General features: G+C 44.9%; 24 protein-coding genes and 1 pseudogene. 6 read left to right on the forward strand and 19 right to left on the reverse strand.

Annotated elements, in window-relative coordinates; genetic code table 11:
- Window positions 1-11 precede the first annotated feature (11 nt).
- The 7 genes from clpP to racE all read right to left on the reverse strand — a co-directional run bounded on the left by clpP (window position 12) and on the right by racE (window position 6,258).
- Window positions 12-593 (reverse strand): ATP-dependent Clp endopeptidase proteolytic subunit ClpP, encoded by a 582-nt coding sequence (clpP, locus tag HPY27_RS21070; protein ID WP_007722241.1) that lies wholly within the window; start codon window positions 591-593, stop codon window positions 12-14.
- Between the two features lie 132 nt (window positions 594-725).
- Window positions 726-2,018 carry a trigger factor gene (gene tig, locus HPY27_RS21075; RefSeq protein WP_017247495.1) on the reverse strand — a complete coding sequence of 431 codons (1,293 nt, stop codon included), beginning with the start codon at window positions 2,016-2,018 and terminating at the stop codon, window positions 726-728.
- A gap of 125 nt (window positions 2,019-2,143) precedes the next feature.
- Complete coding sequence (locus HPY27_RS21080; RefSeq protein ID WP_017247494.1) at window positions 2,144-2,683, reverse strand: metallophosphoesterase family protein; 540 nt, start codon at window positions 2,681-2,683, stop codon at window positions 2,144-2,146.
- 30 nt (window positions 2,684-2,713) lie between these two features.
- Window positions 2,714-3,307, reverse strand: coding sequence for an XTP/dITP diphosphatase (locus HPY27_RS21085; protein WP_174225859.1), 594 nt, complete (start codon window positions 3,305-3,307; stop codon window positions 2,714-2,716).
- Entirely contained in the window at window positions 3,300-4,061 is a 762-nt protein-coding gene (gene rph, locus HPY27_RS21090) for a ribonuclease PH (protein ID WP_017247492.1), read from the reverse strand. The genes HPY27_RS21085 and rph overlap by 8 nt, the downstream gene beginning before the upstream one ends.
- A gap of 235 nt (window positions 4,062-4,296) precedes the next feature.
- The gene (locus HPY27_RS21095) at window positions 4,297-5,349 is read right to left on the reverse strand and encodes a GerMN domain-containing protein (protein WP_174225860.1); all 1,053 of its coding nucleotides are present in this window, start codon (window positions 5,347-5,349) and stop codon (window positions 4,297-4,299) included.
- A gap of 96 nt (window positions 5,350-5,445) precedes the next feature.
- Window positions 5,446-6,258 (reverse strand): glutamate racemase, encoded by an 813-nt coding sequence (gene racE / locus HPY27_RS21100; RefSeq protein WP_174225861.1) that lies wholly within the window; start codon window positions 6,256-6,258, stop codon window positions 5,446-5,448.
- 170 nt (window positions 6,259-6,428) lie between these two features.
- Between racE and HPY27_RS21105 the strand changes: the two genes are divergently transcribed.
- A complete protein-coding gene (locus HPY27_RS21105) occupies window positions 6,429-7,460 on the forward strand; it encodes a superoxide dismutase (protein WP_174225862.1) in 1,032 nt (343 codons plus the stop codon).
- Between the two features lie 78 nt (window positions 7,461-7,538).
- On the opposite strand, the gene HPY27_RS21110 is transcribed toward HPY27_RS21105, so the two are convergent.
- Complete coding sequence (locus tag HPY27_RS21110; protein ID WP_017247488.1) at window positions 7,539-8,645, reverse strand: peptidylprolyl isomerase; 1,107 nt, start codon at window positions 8,643-8,645, stop codon at window positions 7,539-7,541.
- A gap of 190 nt (window positions 8,646-8,835) precedes the next feature.
- On the opposite strand from HPY27_RS21110, the gene HPY27_RS21115 reads away from it, so the two are divergent.
- The 5 genes from HPY27_RS21115 to HPY27_RS21135 all read left to right on the forward strand — a co-directional run bounded on the left by HPY27_RS21115 (window position 8,836) and on the right by HPY27_RS21135 (window position 12,831).
- The gene (locus tag HPY27_RS21115) at window positions 8,836-9,720 is read left to right on the forward strand and encodes a YncE family protein (RefSeq protein WP_174225863.1); all 885 of its coding nucleotides are present in this window, start codon (window positions 8,836-8,838) and stop codon (window positions 9,718-9,720) included.
- A 213-nt stretch (window positions 9,721-9,933) separates the two neighbouring features.
- Window positions 9,934-10,689, forward strand: coding sequence for a Gmad2 immunoglobulin-like domain-containing protein (locus HPY27_RS21120; RefSeq protein ID WP_174225864.1), 756 nt, complete (start codon window positions 9,934-9,936; stop codon window positions 10,687-10,689).
- Window positions 10,690-10,787: 98 nt separating this feature from the next.
- Window positions 10,788-11,306 (forward strand): sigma-70 family RNA polymerase sigma factor, encoded by a 519-nt coding sequence (locus HPY27_RS21125; protein WP_048032061.1) that lies wholly within the window; start codon window positions 10,788-10,790, stop codon window positions 11,304-11,306.
- Window positions 11,290-12,231 carry a DUF4179 domain-containing protein gene (locus HPY27_RS21130; RefSeq protein ID WP_371814347.1) on the forward strand — a complete coding sequence of 314 codons (942 nt, stop codon included), beginning with the start codon at window positions 11,290-11,292 and terminating at the stop codon, window positions 12,229-12,231. Before HPY27_RS21125 ends, HPY27_RS21130 begins: the two co-directional genes overlap by 17 nt.
- 153 nt (window positions 12,232-12,384) lie before the next feature.
- Window positions 12,385-12,831, forward strand: coding sequence for an acetyltransferase (locus HPY27_RS21135; protein ID WP_174225880.1), 447 nt, complete (start codon window positions 12,385-12,387; stop codon window positions 12,829-12,831).
- A 272-nt stretch (window positions 12,832-13,103) separates the two neighbouring features.
- On the opposite strand, the gene HPY27_RS21140 is transcribed toward HPY27_RS21135, so the two are convergent.
- The 11 genes and pseudogenes from HPY27_RS21140 to HPY27_RS30650 all read right to left on the reverse strand — a co-directional run.
- On the reverse strand, window positions 13,104-13,265 hold the full coding sequence (locus HPY27_RS21140; protein WP_167403182.1) for a hypothetical protein: 162 nt from the start codon (window positions 13,263-13,265) through the stop codon (window positions 13,104-13,106).
- A gap of 2 nt (window positions 13,266-13,267) precedes the next feature.
- The gene (locus HPY27_RS21145; protein WP_174225866.1) at window positions 13,268-13,828 is read right to left on the reverse strand and encodes a MauE/DoxX family redox-associated membrane protein; all 561 of its coding nucleotides are present in this window, start codon (window positions 13,826-13,828) and stop codon (window positions 13,268-13,270) included.
- A 15-nt stretch (window positions 13,829-13,843) separates the two neighbouring features.
- The gene (locus HPY27_RS21150; protein ID WP_017247480.1) at window positions 13,844-15,628 is read right to left on the reverse strand and encodes an ABC transporter ATP-binding protein; all 1,785 of its coding nucleotides are present in this window, start codon (window positions 15,626-15,628) and stop codon (window positions 13,844-13,846) included.
- Window positions 15,625-16,158: a TlpA family protein disulfide reductase gene (locus HPY27_RS21155; RefSeq protein WP_174225867.1), complete on the reverse strand. Its 534-nt coding sequence runs from the start codon at window positions 16,156-16,158 to the stop codon at window positions 15,625-15,627. Before HPY27_RS21155 ends, HPY27_RS21150 begins: the two co-directional genes overlap by 4 nt.
- A gap of 230 nt (window positions 16,159-16,388) precedes the next feature.
- On the reverse strand, window positions 16,389-16,709 hold the full coding sequence (locus HPY27_RS21160) for a hypothetical protein (RefSeq protein ID WP_174225868.1): 321 nt from the start codon (window positions 16,707-16,709) through the stop codon (window positions 16,389-16,391).
- Between the two features lie 267 nt (window positions 16,710-16,976).
- Window positions 16,977-17,519 carry a hypothetical protein gene (locus HPY27_RS21165; protein WP_174225869.1) on the reverse strand — a complete coding sequence of 181 codons (543 nt, stop codon included), beginning with the start codon at window positions 17,517-17,519 and terminating at the stop codon, window positions 16,977-16,979.
- A gap of 1 nt (window position 17,520) precedes the next feature.
- On the reverse strand, window positions 17,521-17,799 hold the full coding sequence (locus HPY27_RS21170; RefSeq protein WP_174225870.1) for a ParB N-terminal domain-containing protein: 279 nt from the start codon (window positions 17,797-17,799) through the stop codon (window positions 17,521-17,523).
- 411 nt (window positions 17,800-18,210) lie between these two features.
- On the reverse strand, window positions 18,211-18,501 hold the full coding sequence (locus HPY27_RS21175; RefSeq protein ID WP_174225871.1) for an immunity 53 family protein: 291 nt from the start codon (window positions 18,499-18,501) through the stop codon (window positions 18,211-18,213).
- A 12-nt stretch (window positions 18,502-18,513) separates the two neighbouring features.
- On the reverse strand, window positions 18,514-23,964 hold the full coding sequence (locus HPY27_RS21180) for an RHS repeat-associated core domain-containing protein (protein WP_174225872.1): 5,451 nt from the start codon (window positions 23,962-23,964) through the stop codon (window positions 18,514-18,516).
- A gap of 68 nt (window positions 23,965-24,032) precedes the next feature.
- Window positions 24,033-25,022 carry an RCC1 domain-containing protein gene (locus HPY27_RS21185; RefSeq protein WP_174225873.1) on the reverse strand — a complete coding sequence of 330 codons (990 nt, stop codon included), beginning with the start codon at window positions 25,020-25,022 and terminating at the stop codon, window positions 24,033-24,035.
- Between the two features lie 16 nt (window positions 25,023-25,038).
- Window positions 25,039-25,143: pseudogene (locus HPY27_RS30650) on the reverse strand (hypothetical protein); the annotation flags it as partial.

A 25,143-nucleotide genomic window follows, 5' to 3' on the forward strand; every position in this document is an offset into this window, starting at 1 on the left:
CTCACAACGGGTCAGTTTTTGCGTTCGATAATAGAGTCAATCAATCCGTAGGCCTTTGCTTCTTCTGCGCTCATGAAATTATCGCGATCTGTATCTTGCTCTACGCGTTCATAAGGCTGACCTGTCCGCTCAGACAAAATCTCATTTAGCTGGCGCTTCGTTTTCATAATCCATTCCGCATGAATGCGGATGTCTTCTGCTTGCCCACGCACACCACCGAGCGGTTGGTGAATCATTACTTCGGCATTTGGCAGAGCGAAGCGCTTGCCTTTTGCACCAGCAGCCAACAGGAAAGCACCCATGCTGGCAGCCATGCCCACACAAATCGTGGACACATCCGGTTTGATGTACTGCATGGTGTCATAGATGGCCATTCCTGCTGTAACAGAACCACCTGGAGAGTTTATGTATAGCGATATGTCTTTGTCCGGATCTTCTGCCTGCAAGAAAAGCAGCTGAGCAACAACAAGATTGGCGATTTCATCATCAATCTCGGTGCCCAAGAGAATAATCCGGTCTTTCAGGAGGCGCGAGTAAATATCATAGGAGCGCTCGCCCCTGCTTGTTTGCTCGATGACCATAGGGATTAACATTATGTATTTTCCTCCTTTGCCGAAAAAAGTCAATGGTGGAAAAACAAGGCACGATACACTCGTGCCTTGTGGTCTTGACAGCCAGCGCTCAGGGTTAGCCTGCCCACTGACCAATCATGCGTTCTTCTAAGCTTATGCTGTTACTTTGCTTTCTGCAACCAGCAAATCTACTGTTTTGCGAGTTTGCACATCGCGGTACAGAGCAGCCATGCCATCTTGTGCGGAGAAGATTTTGCGCAGCTCGTCTGCTGGGCGGCCGTATACGCCAGCCAGTTTCTCGAGTTCTGCAGTTACATCTTCTTCTGTTGCTTCGATGTTTTCTGCTTTGCCGATTGCTTCCAAAGTCAAGGAAGTGCGAACGCGGGATGTTGCGTCTGCACGCAATTGATCACGCAGTTGGCTCTCATCCATGCCGGAGAACTGGTAGTACAGTTCCAGCGTCATGCCTTGGTATTGCAGACGTTGACCAAATTCATTTACCATTTGATCCAATTCATGCTCAACCATTACTGCTGGCAAATCGATCTCAGCGCTTTCAGCTGCTTTCAGAACGAGTTGCTCACGAACATATTGATCTTTTTCTTGCGCTGTTTTTTCTTCGAGTTTTTTCTTGGTGTCTGCTTTCAGCTCTTCCAGCGTGTCGAACTCGCTCACGTCTTTGGCAAACTCATCATCCAAAGCAGGCAGGTTTTTGCGCTTCAGGCTGTTCAGCTTTACTTGGAATACCGCTTCTTTACCAGCGAGGTTAGGAGAGTGGTATTCTTCAGGGAAAGTTACGGTAATTTCTTTTTCTTCGCCGATGTTCAAGCCAGCCAGTTGCTCTTCGAACCCTGCGATGAAAGTACCGGAACCCAGTTCCAGAGAGTAATCTTCCGCTTTACCGCCTTCAAAAGCTACTCCGTCTTGGAAGCCTTCGAAATCGATTACAGCGATATCGCCTGTTTGTGCTGCGCCTTCTTCTACTGCAACGAGCTCAGCATGACGCTCTTGCATACGCTTCAGTTCAGCGTCAACGCTCTCTTCAGTTACAGAGAAGTCTTTATCTTCGATGGACAGACCTTTGTAGTCGCCCAGCTTCACTTCAGGCTTCACAGTTACAGTCGCTTTGAAGATCAGGTTTTTCCCTTGTTCCATTTGCGTTACGTCTACTTCTGGACGATCTACTGGCTCGATACCAGCTTCACGAACAGCTTGTCCGTATGCAGTTGGAAGCAGAATGTCAAGAGCGTCTTGGTACAAAGATTCTACACCAAAACGGGATTCGAACATTTTGCGTGGTACTTTTCCTTTACGGAATCCTGGAACTTGAACTTTTTGAACCACTTTTTTAAACGCTTGATCCAATGCTGCGTCTACTTGCGTAGCATCTACTTCAATCGTCAGGACTCCCTGGTTATTCTCTACCTTTTCCCAATTTGCTGCCACGTAAACTTCCCCTCCTAAATCGAATCAACAGAACATCGCCAGCCGCGCCATGGTATCTTCGCAGGCTCGGATGATAATATTCTAGCCATTATAACCATTCTAGTATAGCACAAATCTTTTAGTTTTCAAGAAGACCTCATTGGTCGACGAACAGAATAGTTCCCTCCCAATTGTGGAACCGGGTTGCCTAAATGATCATAAAACGCCACGGATATGTAAACTTCTGTCGGACTCGTTCCTGTCTCTTCTAAAAGAGCATATGTCGGTACGTGAAAACCTCGCGGCATTTGCAAGCTGCCCGGATTCAGAAACAAGATGTCTCTCTCGACGCCACAGACAGGTACATGAGAGTGACCGAATACAACTACATTTGCTCCTACCTCTTCTGCACGGTAATGAAGGCGCAGAAGAGAGCCTTTCACTCCGAAAAGATGCCCGTGCGTTTGCAGGATGTGAAGGTCGCGCCATTCGGTCTCTTGCTCAGTCGGCACCTCTTGTGTCGAATCGCAATTGCCTCGGACAAGCGTCATGTTGGAAAACGGCTCGCGCTTATGGTCGACACAAAAATCGCCACAATGCAAAATTTTTTCGACATGATGTCGGTTGACGACCTGGCTTACTTCCCGAACCAAGCCGTGGCTATCGCTCATGATGAGAATTCCCATCACGCCTCACTCTCCTGTTTTCTCTCTTGTCTACTTGATGACTTCAAGCAGCTGCTGCATGGCACGAGCGCGGTGGCTGATCTGGTTCTTTTCTTCTGGCATGAGTTCAGCCATCATTTTGTCCATCGATGGAATGTAGAATACCGGATCGTATCCGAAGCCGTTTGTCCCTTTTGGCTCACGCGCGATCACACCCTCACAAGCGCCAGTGGCAATGATTGGCTCCTCGCCAGGAATCACCAACGCCAACGTACAACGAAAGCGGGCTGTGCGTTCCTCTGTCGACACCTCTTCCAGCTCTTTCAACAATTTACGCCAATTCTGCTCGTCTGTTGCATCTTCCCCGGCAAAGCGTGCGGAGTAAACCCCTGGGCGTCCTTCCAGCGCATCTACTTCCAGACCAGAATCGTCACCGAGGGCTGGCATTTTCAAGTATGTAGAGATTTCGATTGCTTTTTTCAGCGCGTTTCCTTCGAAGGTGTCCTTGTCTTCTACTACCTCGGGCACACCGTCAAATTCAGCGAGGCTAATTCCTTCCCAGCCAGCATCTGCGAACAGCCTGTTGAATTCTTTCACTTTTCCTTGGTTACGTGTTGCAAGAACGACTTTTTTTCGATTAGGCATGACTTTCCTCCGCTACTGATTGTGCAAAAGAGAGCGAAACATCAGCGAGCGCCTCTTTTTGACTGTTAATCAAGTTGTCAATGCCAACTTTTGCAAGGGCAATCATTTCTTGTAGCTGTTCAGGTGAAAACGGAGCATCCTCCCCTGTTCCTTGCAGCTCGACAAACTTTCCTTTTCCCGTCATGACGACATTCATGTCGACAATCGCTGTAGAATCCTCTTTGTAGTTGAGATCGAGCACTGCTTCCTCGCCGACAACCCCTACTGAGGTCGCTGCCAGGAAGTCATTGAGCGGCAACTGCTTCCAGGTGCCACTATCCACCAGCTTTTGCATCGCGTCTACCATTGCCACGAAGGCTCCGGTAATCGAAGCTGTCCGCGTACCTCCGTCTGCCTGAATGACATCGCAATCCAGCCAAATGGTGCGTTCACCCATTGCTTCAAGGTTCACAACGGATCGCAGAGCACGTCCGATCAGACGCTGAATCTCCATTGTGCGTCCACCGACTTTTCCTTTGGACGACTCACGCGCGTTGCGGGTCGCTGTTGCTCGGGGAAGCATGGAATACTCGGCTGTGATCCAGCCCTTCCCGCCACCACGCATAAAAGGCGGCACCCGGTCCTCCAAAGTCGCCGTACAAATCACCTTTGTGTCTCCGACTTCAATTAGGCACGATCCTTCTGCGTGTTTAATGTAATTGCGCGTAATGGTTACAGGACGCAATTGATCATGGGCACGGCCATCCACTCTCATTCCAAGTTCCTCCTAAATCACTTTGTTACACTCCGCTCATTATACCAGAGGCGGGAAACGATCTGCCACTGCACAAACGTCTCTTCCTTATTTACGTTAATTGCAAATATTCTTGAATAAAAATTTCAAGCAGACATCGGTTGCTCCTTGGCGGCTGGAGGACTGTAAGCGCTGGTGACAAGCAAGCAAGTGGCGAACAAAAACCACGCTCGTTAATACGGGCGTGGCTCGTTCCTTACATCTGTATGGGATTGAGCTGAACCGGGCGGCTCACTGGCTTGGTAAACTCACCACTGGCTAGCGGTTTTCCTTCCACCAGCAGCTGCACTTGCTTGGCTCCTGTCGTTTCTGTCAATGACAAGACCAGTGATTGCAGAGCTTCTGGGCTCGCTTCCTTACCATCGTCATACTTGAGGATGTCACTGCTCAAATTGACTGTCACCAACTCTTTTTCCTGCTTCACATCCAGAACACGTGTCGTACGCAGCAAGGAACTAAAGAGCTGAGACCCTTGTTTCGGTCCTTTGATCAACTCTTCAACGGTTGCCTTGGCAATGTCAGCCGTTTCAGGAACCAGGCGAGTGACTGGGACATAATACGTACGTGTATCATCCAGCTGTCCTTGGAAATAAACCGTTATGCTGGAGGTATCTCCTGGTACCGCCCCATCGCCCAATTCGAGATTGACTCCTTGATTCCGGTCTAATAGCGTTATCGGTGTTTTGGCTGCTGGCATTTCCGTCAACGGCGTTCCGTTCACCCAAATTTGCACAGTCTTGACGTTGCTAAATTCCGTCAACGCCCGGGTGACTGCATCGACAATTTTCTTCTCGTCTTTTTCCTCGTACGTTTTGAAGTCTTTGGAAAAATCGACAGTGGCTATGCCATTTTTAATGACAAGTCCTTTTACTTCTGTCCCTTTCGGCAAGACAGCGGAGAAGCCACCCTGGAGCATGCTCTCTACCGGACCACCTTTTACCATGTAGCTCAATACTTGTTTGGCAGGACCTTCTGATTTCGGAAGAGTCATCGAGACAGGAACGATGTATCCGTTAGCATCCTGCAAATACACCATTCTCTCTCCAGTCTCCTGAACGACCGGTTGTGCACCTTCTTTTGCAGCATCCGGGGTCGGCGTGCCGTTTGGCAAATCAACTGATACCTCTGACTGTGGTGGTGCATCAATACGAATCGTTTCCTTTTCCGGGCCAAAGAGACCGCAGCCCGACAAAAGCACTGCGCTAACCCCCAGCACGGCCGTCATTTTCCCGATGTGCCTTATCTTCATTACCCCAGCCTCCTCCAGACACTTTGTACTACCATGTATACGAGCTAGGCTTGGGTTTATGCGTTGAAAGTTTGTCTCGCTAGACAAGGTCTTCCATCAGGGATGGACGGTTTTTTCCAATGAGTTGTGCCGGACGTTCACTTTGCAATCCAGCCATTCTTCTGCAATGGTCCGGAATTTGTGGGCGTCCCCACTCGTCACAAACAGATGTTCCGGACGCTCTATTTGCTTGCTTTCGGCGTCCGTCGCAATTTGCAGGGACAATTCTCGCGCTGTCTCTTCTGCGGAGTTGATCAAGCGTACTCGATCTCCCATCACTTCCGAAATGACCGGTGCGAGCAACGGATAGTGTGTACAACCCAAAATTAACGTGTCCAAATCTTCGTGCAAGAACGGGGCGAGCGTTTCTTTTACGACTCTTCTTGCTTCCTCCGAGTTCGCCATGTGGCTCTCCACCAGTGGCACAAATGCGGGACAAGCCATGCCTGAGACGTGCAGATCCGGTTGAATCCGTAAAAGCGCACGCTCATACGCCTTGGTACGAATGGTCGTTTCTGTCCCGATGACACCGACCCTTCCGTTTTTCGTCACTTGTACAGCCGCACGTGCCCCTGGCTCAATCACCCCAATGACGGGCAGTGGCAAATCCTCCATCGCTTCCTCCAGCACGACGGCAGTCGCAGTATTACAGGCGATCACCAATGCTTTTAACGGTGTACGCATCACATAATCGATCATTTGAAAGCTGTAGGCACGAATCTCTTCCGGCGATTTGGAGCCATACGGACAACGGGCATTATCGCCTACATAAACAATCCGTTCTTCGGGTAGCTGACGCATGACTTCCTTCGCAACAGTTAATCCTCCCACTCCTGAATCAATAACGGCAATCGCTCGTTCTCTACTCATGCTAATGTGTCTCCCCTGTTGAAATGAATATAGTACAGCATACCACTCAAACATTTGTGCTACTACCATATGCGGAGATGAAATTTCTTGTACTCCGCAAATGTCGCACCTTCTCTAGGCGCCTTTCATAATGTGGGGAGAGATGATGTGCCCACGAGGAGGAGAATCTTTTGGTAGAAGAAGCCAAGAATTTGTTGGACTGGAGCCAATGGGGCCGACAATGGATCGAGCATTTGCGAAGACATAAGACCCTCAACCGAGAATTCGAACGGCATCTGCACAAATTCGAAGAAACATTTACAGTGATCGGAAGGCAAGCATCGAAGCTTGATTCGACAATAGAAAGCGACGAACTCCCTGCCCTCATCACTCGCGCAGAACAGGTGCAGGAGCAATTCCATCACTTTTTACGACTGGCTCAGTTGAGTGAAGATGAGCATCTGGAAGGAGAGGTGAGGGAACCTGTTCAGGAATCAATGAATGCACAGCCAGCGGTGGCGGAAGAAGTACAAGTGCCTGTAGAGCCAGAACCCGTTTCCTATCCCGGTGCACGTGAGCCAGTCCGTGCGGCACGCCCCGTGGCTGTCGGCCGACATACCCTCCCGCCGCTCCCTTATGCCTACAACGCTTTGGAGCCATACATCGATGAAGCTACCATGCAAATCCATCACAACAAGCTACACCAAAAGTATGTAGACGATCTCAATACAGCAGAGCGGAAGCTAGCAGAGGCGCGAGAAAGTGGCAACTTCGATCTCGTACGCCATTGGGCACGCGAGCTAGCCTTTAATGGGGCCGGTCATTACTTGCATACGATCTTTTGGCCATCCATGAGTCCAAATGGGGGTGGCACTCCCTCCGGTGATCTCGCAGCGGCAATCAATCGGTATTTCGGTTCGTACGACGCCTTTAAGAGACAATTTAGTCAGGCGGCAGAAAAGGTAGAAGGTCCTGGGTGGGCAATCCTCGTTTGGTCCCCACGAGCACATCATCTAGAGATTCTAACAGCCGAAAAGCACCAGAACCTGTCACAATGGGATGTGATTCCGCTACTGGCTCTGGACGTATGGGAGCATGCCTATTTCCTGGCGTATCAAAACCAGCGAGACAAGTATGTAGAAAACTGGTGGAATATCGTCAACTGGCCATATGTGGAAGAGCGATTCGAGAAAGCACGAAAACTGCGCTGGGAGCCGTATTAACTTGTATCTCCCCTTCATTGACAAACCCCCTCGTCATCCCAAATGACAGGAATGAGAGGGGGCTTTTGCTGGCTAAGCTTATTCGTTATACGGGACAAATTCGATCTTTTGCACCTTGACCGGATTTTGGATGGGCTTGGCGTTCTCATCTGTTTTCTGGGCAGCGATCTTGTCTACGACTTCCATCCCGGAAAATACATGACCAAAAACAGTGTGGCGATTGTCGAGGTAAGCTCGTCCGCCAATTTCTTTATACTTCGCTTCTGCATTCAACGGCAGCGCCGACAAATCGAGATACTCCTGATCTACCTTGGGGCTCTGTACAATATAGAAATGTGTGCTGTTCGTATTTGGTCCCGCGTTCCCCATACTGAGCGCTCCTCTGAAGTTGAACAGATCTCGGCTAAACTCGTCCTCAAAAGACTCTCCGTAAATACTCGGCAGCTCCTTCCCATCCGGCCCTTTCAAATCTCCTGCCTGAATCATGAAATCGTTGATCACACGGTGAAATATCATATTGTTGTATTGCCCTTTTTTCGCCAGAGTCTTAAAGTTTTCCACCGCTTTTGGAGCTTTGTTCGGGAACAGTCTCAGCTTGATCACACCGGCATCAGTCGTGATCACGCATATTTCTTCGCCTTTGCGTGGCTTCTCCAACTGAATCAGCTTCACATCTGACACATCGATGCCAGAGTCCTGCCAAATGACGCCCCACGCCTTCCAGTTCACCGGGTCTGTCCCGAGTCTGGCCAAGCCAAGATAATCCGTTTTTTCAATGGCCTTGTTATCTGCGGTATACCCGACGTATTTAAATTTCACAATCGCGCGGTAGTTATTGTAGGCATCCTCTTTCGTGACGGTGTACAGCTTGTCCACTTTTGCTTCGATCACCTGAATGTTTTTGTATTTCGCCAATCCTTCCACATAGGTTTTCATCGCAAAATTCGTCATGGAGTCACCTACTACCAGCTTTGCTACCTCAGCAGGTTTGGATCGTTGCTTCACCAGTGATGCGATGAAATCATTTACTTCCTGCTTATCTCCCCCATGTGGGCGGAACTGGTTGACCTGAACTTCGTTACGATAGTCATGAATAGGGTTTGCAGCAGCATGTTGGACAAAAGTCGGACTCAGTAACGGGATCGCAATACTTGCAACGACTGCCAGAGAAACGAGTTTTTTCATTCTTTCCGCCCCCACTAAATTAGAAGATTTTTACACAAGAATAGTATAGCCTAATCTGATTTCAATTGACGATAACATTTTTAATATTCAGTCATTAACGTTGTGCGTATGTAGCTTGTCATCTATCCCTTTCAGATCCATAGATTCCTTCATAGATTGGAATCATCATGCAAAAAAGAGGAGCTATCCTATGGCGAATGAACGGAACGATCCAGAAAAAGGTGCAGACAAAGACAAGCTATATGCAGATGAAATCAAGATCGAAGCAGAGAAAGTGGAAATGAAGGTTGAAAAATTCACCGTGCCATCTGAATCAGGTAGCACAAACTGCTTTCAAGATTTACGGAAGAAACTGAAGCGACTACAAGGACAGTTTATTTCCCTGACGCTCTTGGGTTGTTGTGACTCCATACAAGGAAGTGTTTTCCGAGTCGATAAAGGCAGTGTGATTCTTACTGGGGATTTTGGCACACGTATGATCCCGATTTGTGCGATCAGTTCCATCGATGCTTGTCGGGTATTCGCTTATGTAACGAATTCAGGTACTCTCGACAACCTTGGTAATACCGTTTCCGTTATCAATACAGCCACTGATACCGTGGTTAACACCATCACCGTAGGCAATGCACCGAATGGAGTAACCATTACTCCAAATGGAACAAGAGTTTATGTGGCAAATCAATATGATGACACCGTTTCCGTCATCGATACCGAAAGCAATACGGTAATCGATACGATTCAGGTTGTCAGTCTTCCTTTTGGAATAGCAATTGGTAATACGCCAGCTGGTACTAGAGCGTACGTGGCGAATTCAGGTGATAATAGTATCTCCGTCATTGATGTGAATCCGAATTCTCTAACATTCAATACTGTCATTACTACCATTACGAAGGGAGTCGGGAATTCACCTAGTGATGCAGATCTTACTCCTGATGGAAGAAAAGTATATGTACCTAATAACCTGAGTAATAACGTATCCGTCATCAATACCATAACCAACACCATCATCACTTCCATTCCAGTAGGTAACCTACCAAATGCGGTAGCCGTCGGACAGGTGTGTAGCATGATATGATTCACCTCCCCACTCGCAACCTTGTTTCTTGATAAAATGAAAAAACCGTCGTATTTCGGTTAAACCGAGTTCGACGGTTTTTCTGTTTTTTTCCATAAAATCTGTTGCGTCTTTTTGCACCCCTCCCCCGTCTAACCCATGTAAACTTCATGAAGCTACAACTAAAAACAATCAATCATGACGGCCATATGCCATATAAGGGAGAGACATACCATGAATAAAAAAACCATCACTGTATTTGCTGCTTCTATTTTGACTTGCTCTGTTTTTGTTGGAGCTCTCGGCACTACTTGGGCTAACCAAGCTGCTATCCCAGTAACCACGCAGCAAGAAACAAAAGCAAACGAAGCTGCCAAGCAAACTATGTTCCGGAATATCAAACTAGCAGAACCTGCTCTACTGTACACCTTACAAGGGGAAGCGAGTGTTTTTGAAGGAACATACCAATACGCAGTCAAGCAAGGGAAGCACGTCTTGGCAAAAGGATTCGGCACAGCTTCAATAGGTGGCCCGGAATGGGGAACTTTTGCGCAAACGATTAAGATTCCAACAAGCGAACTGATCGGAAACGAGCCATTGATGCTCGAGATGTTTGAAATCAACCAAGAGAACGGCGCGATCATCAACAAGCTTTCCATTCCACTAGATAGCTCCGATAAAGTAAAAAACAATAACGTATTTCGTAACCTGAAGCTTGCGGCAACATCTGTCGTGTACAAAGTATCCGGCGAAGCTAGTGTTTTCGAAGGCACCTATCAATATGCCGTGAAGCAAGGCGAACAAGTAATTGCCAAAGGCTTTGGAACAGCATCGAAAGGCGGCCCGGAATGGGGTGAATTCTCTCAGGAGATTGTCATTCCGCTGAGCAATCTATCTAAAAATAAGCCAAGCACCCTCGAACTGTTTGAAATCGATCAAGAAAGCGGCGAAATGAAAAATAAAATGGTACTTCCATTGCAGCAAGGATAAAAAGGATCTACGCTCCCGCAGTGTGTCTCGCGCTGCGGGATTATTTTCGAGAAGTAAGGAAGAACCTAACGTATTCAGTAAGGAGGGTGTGCAGCATCGTGAATCAAACTGAACTGGCACAAAGAGCCATTTCCGGTGATGAAGACAGCTTTACTCTTCTGATCCAAGAGAATAGAGAAAAAATATATCGCATGGCTTTTACTTATGTACGAAACAAGGAAGACGCGCTGGAAATTGTGCAGGAGACTGTCTACCGCGCCTTTATCTCCGTACACAAATTGAAGCAGCCGCAATATTTTCAAACCTGGCTGACCAAAATTGCCGTCAACTGCGCCTTGGATCACATACGCAAAGCAAAAAAAGTCGTTTATATGGATAAAGAACATGAAGGCAGCTACGAGCAGAAACCGCGGGAAGATGTCATCGACTTGCATGATGCCTTGGGCCAACTCGATGAAAAATCCAGAACGGTCATTATGCTGAGATATTTCGAAGACATGCCCATCAAGGACATTGCCGATGTGCTAGACATACCCCTCAGTTCCGTAAAGTCGATCATTTACCGCGGACTGGAGAAATTGAAAGTGAACATTGGGGAGCGTGAATCTCTTGGATAAAAAGCTGGACGATTATAAACAAGCCTATCACGATATTGAAATTCCCGAAGAGTTGGCGGCAGTCACCGAGCAAGCCATAGAACGTGGCAAGCTGCATCGAAAACGCGTGAAAGCAAGAACTCGTTGGGTAAAGCACGCTGGCGTAAGCGCAGCTGCTGTTTTTGTTCTTTTCACGGTCAGCGTGAACACGATGCCCGCTTTTGCAAGTGCTTTGGAAAACGTACCTGGTCTGGGCAAGCTGGTGAAAATATTACAATTCAATAAAGGCAGTGCAGGCGGCGGTACTCCTCAGGATGCCGTAGATGTTAGCTTCATTACGGTACAGAACCAAGGAGACCGGGAAAGCATCATCTTGAACTTTACCCAGGATAATGAGGTACAGCAGAACGCCAGCTCCTTCCACGTAAGTTTTACAGAATATCCGAATACGATGACGTTTGCTGTTGGCGGTGCGAGAAGATTTTCGGCTGTCAAAGATTTCGAGACATTGAAGCAAAGCCCGTATATCGAAGACGCCTACGAGATCATTTCATTGGACGATTCTCTGGTGCGGTTTAATGTGACTTTTAAAGAAGCGATTGCTTATGAAGTGAAAGAGTATAAGGAACCCGCACAGGTTGTGATCACGATTTCGCCAGTAGAAGTATCGCCAGAAAAGCAGCAGCCTGTGTACGCGGTGCGCACTGCTTCCGTGCCGTATGGAGAGACGCTCGGGGCTATGGAGGAATCTCTGCTGGTCGCGGACAATATGCGGGTATTGAAGGACAAGCAAGGTGGATACTTTGTCGAGGCCGGGTACTATCGGACGGAAGCGGAGGCTCAGGAGAAAATGAAGCAGTTAAAGCATGAGTTTGGGGTTGTAGAGCCGCTGTTCGTGGAGAAGAGAGAGTATTTGGAGGTGCCTGGGGGGATTGTGGCGAGGTAGGATTCCCCTCCCCCTTCCCTCTTATCAATCGTCAGATTATTCTGGGAGGATAGAAAAGCTGTGAACATGATAGAAAAGTTCCTAGCGACTCTATATAATAAGCTCTCAAGAGCGCTCTTTTTTGTTTTCTAGTTTGAATCGGGAGGTTTCATGATGAATACCAAAACTGTTGTTTATGAAGCCAGCTATCGTGATCAATTGGTAGATATTTGGTATCGTGCTGTTTGCCGTACTCACCATTTTTTGACGAAAGAAGATATTGAGTTTTATAAAAACATGGTAAAAAATGAAGCACTATCTGCCGTTGAGATATGGATGGAAGTAAACGAAAAGAAAGAGCCTGTAGGCTTTATTGGCCTCGATGGAACGAAAATCGAAATGCTTTTCGTTGATCCAGAATACCACGGAAAAGGGATTGGCAGCAGATTACTCGAACATGCGGAACGCAAGTATGGCCCTAATCTGAAAGTAGATGTCAACGAGCAAAACGAAGGCGCTCACGCTTTCTACAAACGGTATGGGTTTGTGCAAACAGGACGATCTGAACTGGATGGTTCCGGAAGGCCGTTTCCTTTGCTTCATTTGGATTTACAACGTTAATTTTCGTTTGTTCAAAAAACAAGACTGTCTCCTGTAGTAGAATTCTCTACTTGCGAGACAGTCTTGCTCTACTTATTTGCCTGAAAAACTACCAAGGGCATTCACACAAAGGGCCATTTCTTACGCACCCTTTTTGGCATCCTGCAAACGCACTTGCTCCGAGCTTTTGAAGTAATTTCTTGAACATGCTTATCACCTCTTTTTTACATAATTTGTATCATCAGGAATATAATACAATACTTATATGAAAATTGAAAGCGTTTTCTGAAATTTCAAGAAGTAATATTTTTGTCGCTTCTTCTACTATTCTCTTCTGCTGCTTCCATTTTGTTAATGAATGTCCCGAGTACCTTTAATACTTGAAACAGGACAACCAAAATCGCAATGACCGTCACCCATAATACCGCAAACCCAATCACCCAGCCTGTAGACATGTTCATCCCTGCCTTTTTCGCAAAATATGTTGGAACGTACTGATTTCTCCGCTAATAGCCATGAGCAGTGAGATGCACACACTCGAAAAGAAGATAGCGATTACCCAGTTAGCAATTCCGAAATGGCCAGATAATACATAATGGTCAACACTCGCCCACCCCCCGCTCCATTGACCTACATAGACGGCCATACTGATGAATACAAGGTTACGCAAAACGAGCTTCCACGATAAAAAATGGTTTCCCGCCATTCCGCCGCATCCGCATGAAATCTTCTTTCTGCCTCTTGCTAGATTGATACTGATCGCAAGTGTGTACGCCCCCAGCAACAAAACCGCCAAGGACAGTCCCAGCGTTGTAAAAAGACCGATCAACAAGGAAATCGCTACAGCGGCTTGCAGCACCAGATCCATATACGTAAAGCTTTTTGACCACGAATAAGGTATGATCTGATAGGCGCGCACAATGGACAAATGCGTGCCCATATCGATTATTTTTGATACAAACGTGCTGAGAAATAAAAAGGCGAGAATCAGCCGAAACAGCAGACCAAGCTCTTCCATAACACCCCTCCTACGTTACGCAAACCATTTCGCCTGCATGCGGTACATACGCGAATATTCTCCGTTTGCATCCATTAGCTCATCATGATGCCCTACTTCGATCAGCTGACCTTGCTTCATGACAAAAATCCGATCCGCCATTCGTGCTGCAGCCATCCGATGGGAAATAAAAATCGCCGTCTTGTTCTGTGTGAGAGAATCAAACTGCTGAAATACTTCCAGCTCTGCCTGCGGATCAAGTGCAGCCGTAGGCTCGTCCAGAATAAAAATCTCTCCTCTTCTGTACAAAGCCCGAGACAAGGCTATCTTCTGCCACTGTCCGCCTGACAGGTCTTCGCCGTCCTGTAGCGTCCGACCCAAAATCGTATCGTATCCACTGGGAAGCTTGCGTATAAAGGTATCTGCACCGGTTTCAACCGCTACTTGTCTCATCTGCGCGGGATTGATTTCCTGCGTCACTCTCCCAATGGTGATGTTCTCTCCAGCAGTGAAATTGTACCGAATGAAGTCTTGGAAAATGACCGTAATATTTCGTTGCAGGTCGGAAATATCGAGCTCATGAATCGACTGATTGTCAAACAGAATATTACCCGAATGGATCGGATAAAGCCCCATTAAGCATTTGACGAGCGTCGTTTTTCCTGAGCCATTATCGCCAACAATCGCAATACGCTCCCCCGGCTTAATCGTAAAGGAAACTTCATTGATCACATTGCGCTCCATTTTGGGATAGCAAAACGAAACCCGGTCAAACGTAATACCAGATTGCAGCTTCGTGGGAAACTCAGCTTTTCCAGTGAGCTGCGGAATCGTTTTATCCTCATATTCCAGAAAGTCAAACAGATCAGCGATGTACAAGCATCTGTTGACGATATGTGCGAGGTTAAAGGTCATGAGCGAAAGTAGCTGCTGCGTATTCTGTACCGCTTGTGCAATGGCTACAAAATCCCCTACCTTTAGGGCGCTCGCACGAAGTAGCGATACGACCAATCCCAAGCAGCCAATATACATCGAGGAGGTAAAAATCCCTGAGAGAATCAGTGCTTTTTCCCTGCGGTGGAGCAGACGAAGTACCTCTTTCATATTTTTCAAATACAGTCGAGACCATCTGCCTAGCAAAAAGTCCTTTAGCTGAAACAGTCGGACCTCTTTTGAGCTGTCGCGCTCATTCAGGATTGAACTGATATAAGAAGCTTCGCGTATCTCTGGCGTCTGGAGCCTTGCGAGAAAGTATTCCGACATACCAAATTTGATTTGGACAATGAGCAGCGGGATCACAGCTAGCAAGCTCATCACTGCCAATCCCCAGTGAATGCTAAGCAAAAACACCGCATAGGAAATCAGAGTAATCAGATTTTTCCCGAGATCCAACACCCTTTCCACTGGGTCCAGAAAGCGTTCCCCCATTGCCTCTGCCCGGATGCGGTGATGGTGATTGTAAAATTCCGGATCATCGAAATAAGAGAGCGGAACAGATGCTGCCTTCTTTGCTACCATATGCTCCAAATGATATTCCAGTCGTTGCTCCGTGTGGGCATCGAGAATGCGCAAGACCGTTTCCAACGCATTGGTCACCAGCGTCACGGAAAACAATCCCGCAAGCAGCCATAGCAATGGCTGGTAATTATCCGTCTGATCTAACGCAATGGCTGTAACCTCGTTCACCATTTCTTTCATGATCCAGATCGTAGCCAACGGGGAAAATGCCAGGATGATTCTGAGGGCAATGGAACAAATGAGCCATAGCTTGCCATGTGCCCAAATCAATCGAACCGTTTTTGTAAAATAGGAACGCGTCATACTGCCTCACCTGCTAGCGCCAGGAGCTTATTTTTGGTTTCCACGGCGGTTATTGGTTTGGCACGAATGACGTCCTGTTCGTCGATCACAAAAACGCTTGGGAAATGATTGATCTGGTAGGTTTCAAGCATCGGTTCGTTGCCAATCAGTACAGGGATGCCGGATATGTTGTTTTCTCGCAGCCATTGGGAAGTCGATATGTGCTCGGATTCTGTTGAGATGATAACGGATGCATCTGTGAGTACCCCTCCCTCTGACAATAGTTCGTGCACATGATTGGCACAGTGCCCGCAGCCTGTATGTGTGAAGTTTACGATCAGTGGACGGGGCAAATGGTTTAGTTGTTGCTCTTGGCCGTTTAGCGTGCGGAAAGGTAGTGATTGTAGTTTGGTGCCGATTGCTGGTCCTGTTTCCGGGATGAAAGGATGGAAGTGATGGACCTGTCTCTGGGTTTGTTTTAATAGGGTGAGAAGTTTTGCCAATATAAAGGCAAAGATAAGTAGAAAGATCATGTTTAAGGCTATGAGCAAATCTATCGATCCCCTTCCATGCGACTCGAGATTATACGAGAGGCGTAACATATTTTTACAGAGAAAATACCATAATATTCTAGTTTTGTCATTGTTTTATGTTTCAAATATGTTTGTTGGTAGAAAAAAATTCGCACTGATCAGAAAAGGGTGAGGTACATATATAAAAAACCACATGGAGTAATAAACTCACATGTGGTTGAAAAATTAGTTATTCTTAATCTCAGTCCCTAAAAGAGCGATAAGTGATCATCCTCTACATCACCGGATAAGTTAAAGATCATCTTATACGTTCCGGCATATTGATTTTTGTAATGCATTCTAATGACAATGATCACATGATTATAACCATCATCAGGCCAATTGGTGATTCGAAGGGAGACAGTATCAATGAATACCTCTACATGGTTAACATTATAATCTGGAAACTCTTTCTGAAATTCTTCACGATATTCTTTTTGGTAGTTATTAAAATAGTTCCAAAATCCAGTAATACTCCGCTCCTCCAAATTATGTGTCAGTACAAAATCTTTTATCGCCTGAATATCCATACACTCACCACCGTAGATTATTTGCTAGTATTATGTCGACCAAAGTAAATAAATTTAACTCGCTCCAACTCATATCGTATCGTCGTTGTCTTAATAGAGAAGCTGGTAGTCCTTGCCCATCATCGGAGGATGAGGTTAAGTTCTTCGGTACGTCCGCCCAATTAAATTGACACTGGTGGAGATAAAAAAACCTTGGGGACATGTCCTCAAGGCATAATTTTAAAGACAATGCTTATTTATACATCCCAAAAAATTCATCATATAGTGTTAGTGCTTTCCTTTTAGCACATCGAATACCTCATCACAATATAACGGCTTGGCTATTATACCGTTTGGTAAGTCGAATGTGGAAAAAAACTTCTCTTTCTTTTCTTGAAACTTCTTTTTGCTTCTCATCAACTGAAGCTCATTTCCAAAATCCAGTATCTCTTGCAATTTCATATCTAAAACATTTATATCAAGTTTAATTGCTAATTCGTTACATATCTCTAGAGCCTTTTCAAATGTGCCCTCCGGATTACATACAGCAAACCTTACTGAAATTTCATCAACTTCTTTCGCCATTACTCCCAAGCCAATTTGAACTTCAATAATGCTAGTTTCATCACTATATGAGTAGTAGCATTCTGCATCGTCAGTCGCCCACATATCTTTTGGAGTGTAAGGATGAAAATTTAACATAGAGTCTAGAACATTTTTCACATTAGTGAACAGAACTGACTCCTCACCAAATGTCTCCCAACCTTCATCAGTGAGGCTGGATTTGTTCTTTTTGGGGTAAAGTAAAAAATTATACGATTCTAACCCCATTTTATCTGCCTCCTGCTCCGTAAGTCTGTTTTATCAATTCATCAGGCGTTACTTTCCATGTGTTTTTTAACTCTACCTCTGCAATATATTCGACTGGCACATTTTTAAGCCCTGCATGTTTTGCCGCCGCCGCACAATGATGTCCATCAACAATAATTGTCTTTCCATCAACTACATACTCTTTGATTGGAGGGCCGTCCCAACTATTTAGTTGCATTGATTTAGTCAACTTTTTAATTTGATTTTTACTAATTTCATCCCTAGTTTGACGTCCTATCAAATCAAATGGACTTAGTACATCACAACAGTATTATGAAACCAGATTCTTAAATCACTTACAAAATAGGTGTGGAAATCAGCCGCGAGTACCCAACCTTTTCCTTAAGCCCAAAACGGATGATTGTCGGTTGTCTCAATGACTTAGTCGCCTACTGTACGTTCATAGATGTTTTCTTATCATTTCTATACAGGTGCGTGAAATTTACATCCATAAAATAATTCAACACAAAAGAACCCCCAGACGAGTAGTTGGTTACTCGCTTGGGGTATTAAATATATCGAAGATATGGTAAGGGTACTATCTCTAGTCCTTCACTCTTTTTATACACAATCTAAATTGATTGGAAGTTTGTTATTTCAGCACAGGTATAGTCAAAATAGTGACCTTGAATAACAGGAATAATTAAATTAACTAATTATTAGTTACCCATCGATAGAAAACCATCAGTATTTCTTCTAAATTCCCTGTGCCTCCTGCACCTATAAAGCAACCATTCTCTATTTTACAGTGAACCCAATCGTCCTCGGTTCGATCAACTTGAATTAAGTTGAACTGCTTATCCTCCAACTCGGTATCAATCAAATTTATCGCAACATACCATCCAGGATTATCAATGGACGCTATTCTAATACCGGTACCATGTTCCCAATCACCATTACATTGTGTGACATACCATTCTTGTAACCATCTTAAAATCTCCATTCATCTTCCCTCCTATGGCTTACCAGGAATTTCCCCTGGGTATGGTTTTCTTACCCCTCCTGGTGTATTGGGGTCATTAACATGAGGTGTATCTACGTATTCACCAGTTTTTTTATTATAATGGCCTGCTCCGGTGGTATCGTATCTTTCTCCAGGACTATAGGGATTTGGATTTCTAGGGTCAGATTTAAACCATCTCTGCCAATTAAGTATCTCCCCTGTTTGTGGATCACGCTTATAGGTTGAGTGTTCACCCACTGCATTGGGGTCATATTGCATGTTGTTTTTACCCTTGCCTCCACCTTTTTTAGGTGCGAATGCATTACCTGTTTCCTGAGTTAAAGCTTTACTCGTTCCGGTAGATGCCGACTTAGTGGTATTTTTAATTGAACCTGCTGCCGTAACTGCTACTGGAGCTGCCAAACCTAAATCAGGAGCATCCCCATGATTAATGCCAACCGCAGTATTAAATGTGACAATAGCTGTCGGAAGAACTTCCTCCTGTAACTTCGTTGGTACATACATTCTTACTGCATCTTCTGGTTCTATCCCCTTTTTGTATGCCTCCCTTGCAGCAACCCGTGCCCAATGCATGTACTCTTCTTCTTGTGATGTAAAGCCACCGATTCCGCCAGTTCCTTCTTCAACGACATGACCGCTCGGATCAACAAACCTCAGAGGATTATTATGCGTATACGTATACCGATTCAAGCTCAACGGATTATCCACTTGCCCCTTATACGTATCCTCCGAAATAAACCGCCCTATCTTCGGGTCGTAATACCGGGCTCGCAAATAATAAAATCCACTTTCCTTGTCATACATTTCCCCTGCATACATAAACGGATTGGAAATCGTTTCTTTGACCTTATCCGTGATCAGAATGCCCCAAATGTCATAGTCATACGTATTCAAGACATTGCCGTTTGCATCCTTGATCTTAACAACATCGCCGTGACTATTATAGTAGTAGGTTCCTTCCCGATTTGAAGCAAAGTCCTTTCGCCAGATCAACTGGTTGCCAAACACATTTCGTGCCTTCACTCGGCCATCTTGAGTCAGTTCTTCAATGACTTGCCCATTCAGATATACATAGTGAGTCGTATCTGTCACACTACCAGTCTGTTGCTTGGTCGCACGCAATCCGCCTGGGTAATACGTGTATGTTGTTTTCCCTTTATCGTCCTTATACTCCTGTAAACGATTAAACAAATCGTGCTTCATTTCATAGGAGCGCATTAAATCTACTGGAGCATTCGTATACACTTGGCGGTTGCCACGCTTGTCATAGGCATATTGCTTGACGTTCCCTTCGACCGATTCCTCCTTGATTCGGGAAAGCTTATCGTATACAAACAACCCATGATTCGTGCCTGAGCGCTTCTGACTGGTAATATTTCCAAACAAATCGTAGCCATTTGTCTCATTCCAGCCATCTGAGTGATTCAAGGCTGCTAGTTCACCAAATGAGTTGATCGATTTTTGCATGGCTGTCGGTTGCCCCGGATACGAGATCGAATTGGTTTCGCCTGTTCTACTGATATCGTAAGTGTACGTGGTAGTTCCGACTCCTGGGATCGACACTCCGCTCAATCTATTGGCGTTGTCATACGCGTATTCGACTCTCATGGAAGGGGCCGAACCGGATACAGCAGTTCTAGATGGGTACACAAGTGTATCGATCGTATCATCGCTGTCTGAATAGAGAAGCTGGTAGTCTTTGCCCATCATCGTTTGGCGATTTTGGCGATGGAAACCATCGTAGCCGTAGCTGATGGCGTTGCCTACGTTATTATTTTCGCTCAAAAGGAGGCCAGACTGTGGATCGTACACGCGTTCTTCATAGAAAGCACCGGAATATACTCTCGTCAGTTCATGGAAAGGCGAATAGTCGTAGTTAAATGTGACGCCATTTTTGTCCTTGTAACTTTTCACCAAGCCACTTTTACCGTAGGTGTATGTTTCTGCTTTTGTTTCTGGATTCTTCTCAGATAGCTTCCAAGAAAAGTTGTTGTAGGTATATTCTGCTGTAGTCGTCCCATTTTCCAAGACACTGGTGAGATTGCCTAGCGCATCATATCCGTATACATTGATGTTATTTTCAGGGTCCTGTAAATAAACCAAGTTGTCGTTGTGATCGTAGCGCATTCTCCAATGTTGAGAAGTCGTACCCTCAAAGATTTTCTTTTCGGTTACCTTCCCGAAACGATCTGTTACATAGGTCGTTACGCGATTGTGACTGCCACTTTGGGTCGTTTCTTCTAAACGCTCCACTCTTCCATACAAATCGTGGTAGGTAGTTGCGATGAAGCCATTTGGGGAGAGCTTTTGTTCTGTCAAGCGCGGCAAATATCTCATGCCATCTGAAAAGGCGTTGTTTCGATGATTTCGGGTAGTTCCGATTGCATTCGTCGTTTGGTATAAAAAGCCATCCCAGTCATACAAATACGACGTGCTTTCCTCTTGTTTCCCATAAGGAATCGTGCGACTGATTTCCATGCCGTCTGGGGTAAACTCATTTTCTACCAGTGGACGTTTTGCACCAGTCGTTCCCACCTGCTCTTGATAGGCAACATCACCATACGGTGTGTAATAAGTGATGAGCTTCGATGAATCCGGCGCTATTTTTTCAACAACTCCGGGTCCCCCTGCATTCGATCCAGAAGCTTCACCATCCCGATAGACATAGGTAATGCTTCGTTTTGCACCTTGATTTTGAAAGGTCTCCGATAAAGGTCGACCTAACTCATCGTATTCATAGGACGCTTTGCTTCCGTTCGGATAGGTCTGGCTTTTGATTTGACCTTTGTCATCGATATCATAGGAAAAATTCAATACATCAGACTTTCCGCTTTCCAACTCAACTCCAGCGAGGGATATCTGCGTAGGCTGCAGACCATATTGATCATAACCCGTAAAAGTTTGTGTCCGTGTCTTCCCTGGACCAAGGTTCTCTGTAATCGAATACAGTTGCTTATTTGTGTATTCGTAGGTCCGCTCAATGGTTTGACTCTTGTGATTATTAATCAAATTGGTTGGGAACGAATGAATCTCCGTTTCCTTCCGAAGCAAATATTGATCGTTGTACTCAAAGGTCGTATTCGAATAATAAGGATCACCAGAAGCAGAGGTCGATTGTGTTCTGGCTGCTTTCAATACGGAGTAAGTACGGAAGCCCCATGGATTTACAGACTCTGCATCATATGTCCATGAACTAACGATCCCGTCTGGTGCAATCTGCTTGACCAATTGTCCGTATTCGTTGTACTCCAAGTACGTCTCTTGAGCGTAATTGTTGATTTTGGCAGCATACTGCGAGCGATTGGACAGATTTGGATCTTTCAAATATTGGTTGTATACGTCCAGATCCCTAACGGCAGATGTTGGTTCGAAAAATGCATACTGATACGTCGGCTTTGTATTGCGACCTGAATAGGCGTAGGTCACATAGGTCGTTGGATTGTAATCTATACTGTACTTCGCGCCGGATACATTCGTCCCGCCTTTACTAATACCTGTGGTCTTCTCACTTCTTAGCAACGGCGTTCCGTCATGATTAACCTTATAGATTTTATTCGTCGTGTAACGGGATGCTTCTGACTCAGTGACATGTATGGTATCCCCATGCCGCTCTGCAAAATTTTTCAATCTCGGAAGCTGTTCCTTTGGCACTTTCCATATTTCGCGGAATTTGTCATTATTGCCATAGTTCTTTTCCAGCTTATATGTATTTGTCCCGACCGGGGTTTTCATTGTGTAGCTGTACGATACTTTATTTACAGGATGATACGCTACATAACTCAGTGCATACTTATCTTGAAAAATCCGTACAAGTCCGTCATTGAACGTAGTTTGACCTAGTTGATAGGGACGGTATTCGTAGTTGATCTTTAACCCTTGCAACGGATAGGATACTTCTTGCATGAGCAAGTAATCGATTTCCTTACGTTTCTTTGTATCCGATTCCCAATATTTTGATGAATCTTGTAGGCTTTGATCTGTAGGGAGCTTATCCAATGTGTATTCTTTGTTTAAATTGAAATAAGCAATGCCCTTAGTAGTAGGATTATGATAGGAATAATTCGCTACTGTAAAGGGCCCGCTTCCGCTCCCTGCTGTCGGCAGGACTTCTACGTGAACGAGCTGATGGTATCCGCCCAATGCCAGCTTTCTTTCAAAATGATATCGAATATGCTTGAGTACAGTAGTCTCTGTTTTGTCTTTATAGACAATCAAGTCCTGCGTGGTGTCATTTTGTTTTCGTTTCATCACCACATAGCGGCCGACACTGTCTTCAATGCTAACCGGCTCTCCGTCACTATTCAGTGTGTACTTGATTTTGTCTCCATGAATATTGGATTTGACGACCGTTCCTAATCTGACATCAAATTCATACTTCAAATTACGATAATGTAGCGTGTACTTCCCATTGGCGTCGTCAATCAAGAACATGATGTCTTGATATGGATAATTAACAAACTTGTTAAACCGATACTCTAAAGATGTCCCGTCCTCTAAGCTTATGTAATACCGATTACTTGATAGACTCTTGTCTACTTTCGAGGAGTAGATTTGCTGACCTGGATTTTTAGGATCGTCCTTGACTGTTACGGTTTGCTCACGAGTAACGATATCCAGTCTTGGCATATTAAAATCCCAGCCGGTTGCAAATTTCTCATTCGCTTTCAGTGCCTCATTCTTGGATTCGTCCTCATTCCAGGTTGGTACACTTATTTTACTGCTCAAAGAGTGATATCTGCGTTTTATGTCGAGATCCAGTCCATGCTTTCCTGGCAAATAGAGATCTTGCTCCACCAGGTTCGCAGCGCGATATACATCATCTACAGATTGCTCTGTCTTTGAACGAGCAAAGCGAAATTCTTGGTCCTTTTCGGTGTAAAGAACCGATGGAGGTGTGGAAACCGCTTGTATTTCGATTGTTTCTTCCAGACTCTTGATTTCATTGATTTTCGATTGTATGAGAGGAGTAAGTCGGTTTAAAAGATCTTTATGCTCCTGACTGAAATTATCGAATTGAGAAATAAGCTGGTCACTAGAAAAAGATTTGACTTCTTCTTGTTCTTCGGTTGAAAGTAGCTGCGACAAATCTGTATAAAAATAGGCCGCGTATTTTAATAAGGCTCGGTCAAATGTTCGGTGTATTTCGATTGCTGTGTTAGCATCCAACTGGCTCCATGTTAGTGAAGCGATGTCCTCAGCTTCATATGAGGTTGGATCTTTTGTTTCTCTTTTTTCTAGTAAAGGTTCGAGGTTTTGCTCTGCGATGGATTGCTGGATTTCATCTATTGTGTAGTTTGGAGTTGATGATTCTATACTTTGTGTTTTATCCGAATTTGGCAGTGACAGATCATTTGCGAGGATACTTGCTGGTGATATCATGGTCGTTAATAGGGAACTGCAGACCAAAAAGCTCAAGATTGACTTTATCGACAGGAATTTCATAATGCCTCCAAGAGAGATTATTACTCCCCCCTTTGGGAGAAGGGGGGAGTCGTTAAACTATGAGGTGATTATGGAATTGTTGTGATTTTTATGGGTTGATTACTTTTTGTATATGAACCATTCCCCAGTTGACCATAACCATTATATCCCCAAGCATAAACTGTTCCATCTGTACTTAAAGCTAAACTATGAAGCGAAGAAGATCCACTTGCGATTTCCTTAATATCTTTTAAATCCCGAACATGTACTGGGACATTCTGTTGAGTATTTGTTCCATCACCAAGCTGTCCATGATAATTATCTCCCCAAGCGTATACCTTTCCATCTACGTCTAAAGCTAAGCTATATTTAGACCCAGCAGCCACAGATACAATATTGGTGAGATTGAGCACTTTATTTGGATAGGAATTACTATAAGTATTGTTAATTCCTAACTGACCTAAGGTATTATCCCCCCAAGCCCAAACTGTTCCATCTTTTTTTATCGCAAGACCGTGGTTCCCTCCTGCAGCAATAGACTTAACATCGATTAAAGGATCAACTTTAATTGGTTTAGTACTTTTAATTAGATTACTTCCTTCTCCCCAAATCCAAACTGTACCATCTTTCTTTAAAGCAAGTCCAAAAGTGTACCCGGCGGCAATTTCAATTACATCTGAAAGACCAACTACGTGTACAGGTGTAGTACTATCGTTTCTTGTATCATTTCCCAATTGACCATGACCATTATATCCCCAACTCCAAACAGTTCCATCATTCCGTAATGCTAACCCATAATCTGCTCCTGCAGATATTCTTGTTACATTAGTTAATCCTTTTACCTGAACAGGAACATTCTTTTGTTCAGTTGTACCATCACCTAATTGCCCATTATTGTTTTTTCCCCAAGCCCAGACGGTCCCATCTCCCTTAAGAATCAAAGAAAATTGATCACCTGCTGCACTACTTACCGCATTTGCTGCAGCAGGAACCGACTCTTCAGATAAAAAAAATACTGTAAAAATAACCAAGATAACATTACATATCTTTTTTGATATTTTTATTATTTTCTTTTCCATTTATCTTCACTCCATTTTATTGTTCATGCGTTTTAACAGGAACCAAGCTGTTTTGTACGCTATTAATCCCAAGTTGACCTTTTTCATTGTAGCCCCATGCCCATACACTTCCGTCTTCTTT

The sequence above is a fragment of the Brevibacillus sp. HB1.1 genome (genome assembly GCF_013332445.1).
Classification (GTDB): domain Bacteria; phylum Bacillota; class Bacilli; order Brevibacillales; family Brevibacillaceae; genus Brevibacillus; species Brevibacillus porteri.